Consider the following 3182-nt stretch of genomic DNA (forward strand, 5'->3'; position numbering starts at 1 on the left):
GAGCTTCCAGAGCCATATAAGTAAAATGTATAAACCCCAGCCGCCAGAGTCCTTTCTAAGGTCTTTGTTGTTTCATTACTCCCATTATACAGACTCGCAATGGAAGAGCCATAACTATTCGTTCCGCTATACAAATATAGATAGGTATAAGCATTGCTATCATCGGTTAACTCAAAAGTAACCGTGCTGTTTTCACTCAGGGTAAATTGATAGTAATCCTGATCATAGTTAGGGCTATTATACAGATAATCTGTCTTAACAATGGGTGTGGCTGTTAACGTTCCCACATTGACCGATTCCCCCGATTCTCCACCATTATCCTGCGGTGCTACCACTAAATCGAAGTCATAAACTGTTGCGGCACTATTACTGCTCGATAAATGGAGATAGTAAGTCCCTGCGTCCAAGTTTTCTTTGAAGGAAAAATAACTGCTGTAGGAATTGGCATTACTGGCACTCTCAAGAATGTTGCCACTACTGTCTAAAACCTCAATACTGAGACCACTGGGTAAGTTTAAATCAAATTCGACATTCCGTGTCGCATCTAAGCTGAATTTGAAGTAATCATCACTATCATCCCCTCCCACTGAGTCTAAATATTCTTGTAGGACTGGAGGTGCTAGAGGGGGAGTCAGACTATAACTGAGGGTTCCCAGGTCTAGAGCTTCTGCTAGGGTATTTCCAGGGTCAGCAATAGCCATTTCCATCTCGGTCTCTATCCCGTCAATCGTTATTACCCTCGAATCATCCTCTCCCCGTAATAAAGCCAACTGGGACTCAGACAGATTAACCTCTTGAACCAACTCTGCAAAAATTGCCCCCTCATCTCCGGCACTATCCACCGGATTAATTTGAGCATCCACATAATGCCCAATTTCTTCTAAAATTACATTAACTATCGCTGCTGACGAGGCCGTATTTAAAAAAGATGCTGATAGATAAATCTTATTGGTACTGCTGGAATATGCACCATTCGCCGTCCCTAAAACCTCATCACTGAGTACCTCAATCGGGGGAAGTTGACCAAAATTTCGACTTTGCCACTGTTGTCGTAATTGCGTCGCCTTAACCACATCATAACTTGTGCCAAAAGCGGTTTCTAAATTCGCCCAAAAACCATCAGATTGAGCAAAATCGAACAAAACATCATACACAGAAGGAAGGCTCGGCAACAGGGTAGAAGTCATGACGTTAACTGCAAAAGTTTATTGCTAATAGTTTTAGCCCAACAAGCGCGAATTTTTCAAGAACCTGTAACATAAATTAACATTTATACAAGAAAACGGGTTTCTCAAAGAAAACGGGTTTTCTAGATAGTTTCTCAAAGGAACAAGAAAACGGGTTTCTCAAAGGAACCCGTTTTCTAGATAGTTTCTCGAAGAAACCCGTTTTCTAAATACAAGAAAACGGGTTTTCTAAATAGTTTCTCGAAGAAACCCGTTTTCTAAAATCACAACTTAATCTAATTCATTTGCCGTTTGCAAAACCTCCTGATAAAGTTGACGACTGATGCGAAAATTTGCTTGGAGTATTAGAGCATCGATTATGGGTTGAACCTTAGCAATCAATCCTCTATTTTTAGCGATTAAAAGAACTCCTAGAACCCCCGTAATTGACAGCCCCAAACGCACAGCCTCCCTCCGTCCAAGACGCTCATCAATTAACAATTCATCTGCTTTTAATTCTAAGGCAAGAGCGATTGCTTCTGCTTCGCCAATATCTAAATTATAGTCATTGCTCAAACAAGCCACAAGTTCCAAATTAGCGGCTTGTTTAACCTGTATCCAGTTCAGAGAAATTATCGCTTTAATGCGGATATCTTCCTCAGTTAAATTGGCTAATTCATTGGCAACTGCTTGGGGAATAACAACATTAGTATAAATATCTTTTAAGATTGACAGATAACCAACAAGAGCAAGACTGCTGAGAGGAGAAGTATCGCTAATAATAATCATAGCCAACCTTTCTCTTTTAAATGCTTAATATCTTCCTGAAACTCAGCAACATCATAGTGAATACAAATTCCTCGTTCAGAAAGCAGCCGTTGAAACTTGATTTGATTAATACCTAATAACTCACTTGCTTTTCCTAAGCTAATCTTATCTTGTTGGAATAACATAACAACAATTTCCATCAACAGTTCATCCTCTGATAAACCACTTGCTTTAATCACTTCTTGGGAAATAACTAGAGTCATATTTTCTCCGTATTTTGATAAGAATTATACAAATGCTATCCTATGTTTTGCGGTCTGTCAATTCCCTTTGACAGACCTCACTTCTAACTGTTAACTGTTAACTGAAATTCCCTCTCCGAAGCAATCTTACCCCTTGTCATGGCGAAGATGCGATCCCTAACGTCAAAGCTAGGCAGTTAAAGTATTCAACCAATTGATTAAATCTTCAACCGTAGAGAAATCGAATAAAGCTTCTCCTAATACTTCAACATCATCAATACTTAACTCCATGATATTAGTTTCTAATGAAGGATTAATCTCCCCTAACTTGCGTTTAAGTTGACGAAGAATCAATGTTTTTTCCCGTTCAATACCTTGTTCAATACCTTGTTCGATACCTTGTTCAATACCCCGTTCGATACCTTGTTCAATACCCCGTTCGATACCTTGTTCAATACCCCGTTCGATACCTTGTTCAATACCCCGTTCGATACCTTGTTCGATACCTAGTTCAATACCTTGACGCATCCAACTGGTGGTAATTTGCATAACTCCCTCCTGTACGGGTTGACTAAATGTGCTAATCTCTTCTTGAAATTGTATCTCTTCCACTGGATTTAGATTGAGATAAGTATCAATAAATCCAGAAATTAATTGCATTTTCGCTGGATTTAACCTTAAAGTAATTAACAAGCGCAGACATTCCGCTTTTACCTTGGCTCGCTCTTTCTCTGCAATGTTCATCTTCGCCATCAAAGCTGAAGCAACCGGATTCGGCTGATTGAGAAAATCTCGCCAATTTAATCGATTTAACTGCACTACTTGATAGTTAAATTCTAAGACTTTTAAATCAGGAAAATCGACCACATATTGACTAATCGCTTCTCTTTTTGGCTTTGAATAAGAAAAAATTACAATCGGATAAATCGGTAAGACAAATTTCTCATGAAAGCGAGCAAAATAAGTAAACATTCGCCGATTAAACCACTTGCGGGAACTTTCCTGC

General features: G+C 39.1%; 4 protein-coding genes. All 4 read right to left on the minus strand.

Going from position 1 to position 3182, the window contains the following annotated elements; all coding sequences use genetic code 11:
- A partial coding sequence (locus tag IM515_RS18225; protein ID WP_287698114.1) for a pre-peptidase C-terminal domain-containing protein occupies positions 1-1187 on the minus strand: 1187 nt, incomplete at its 3' end.
- A 270-nt stretch (positions 1188-1457) separates the two neighbouring features.
- A complete protein-coding gene (locus IM515_RS18230; protein ID WP_002770626.1) occupies positions 1458-1955 on the minus strand; it encodes a PIN domain-containing protein in 498 nt (165 codons plus the stop codon).
- A complete protein-coding gene (locus IM515_RS18235) occupies positions 1952-2197 on the minus strand; it encodes a UPF0175 family protein (protein WP_287629408.1) in 246 nt (81 codons plus the stop codon). Before IM515_RS18235 ends, IM515_RS18230 begins: the two co-directional genes overlap by 4 nt.
- 168 nt (positions 2198-2365) lie before the next feature.
- The coding region (locus tag IM515_RS18240) for a DUF4351 domain-containing protein (protein ID WP_287629409.1) at positions 2366-3182 on the minus strand (817 nt) is incomplete at its 5' end.

Origin of the sequence: Microcystis sp. M44BS1 (assembly GCF_020244875.1) — a bacterium.
Lineage (GTDB): Bacteria > Cyanobacteriota > Cyanobacteriia > Cyanobacteriales > Microcystaceae > Microcystis > Microcystis panniformis.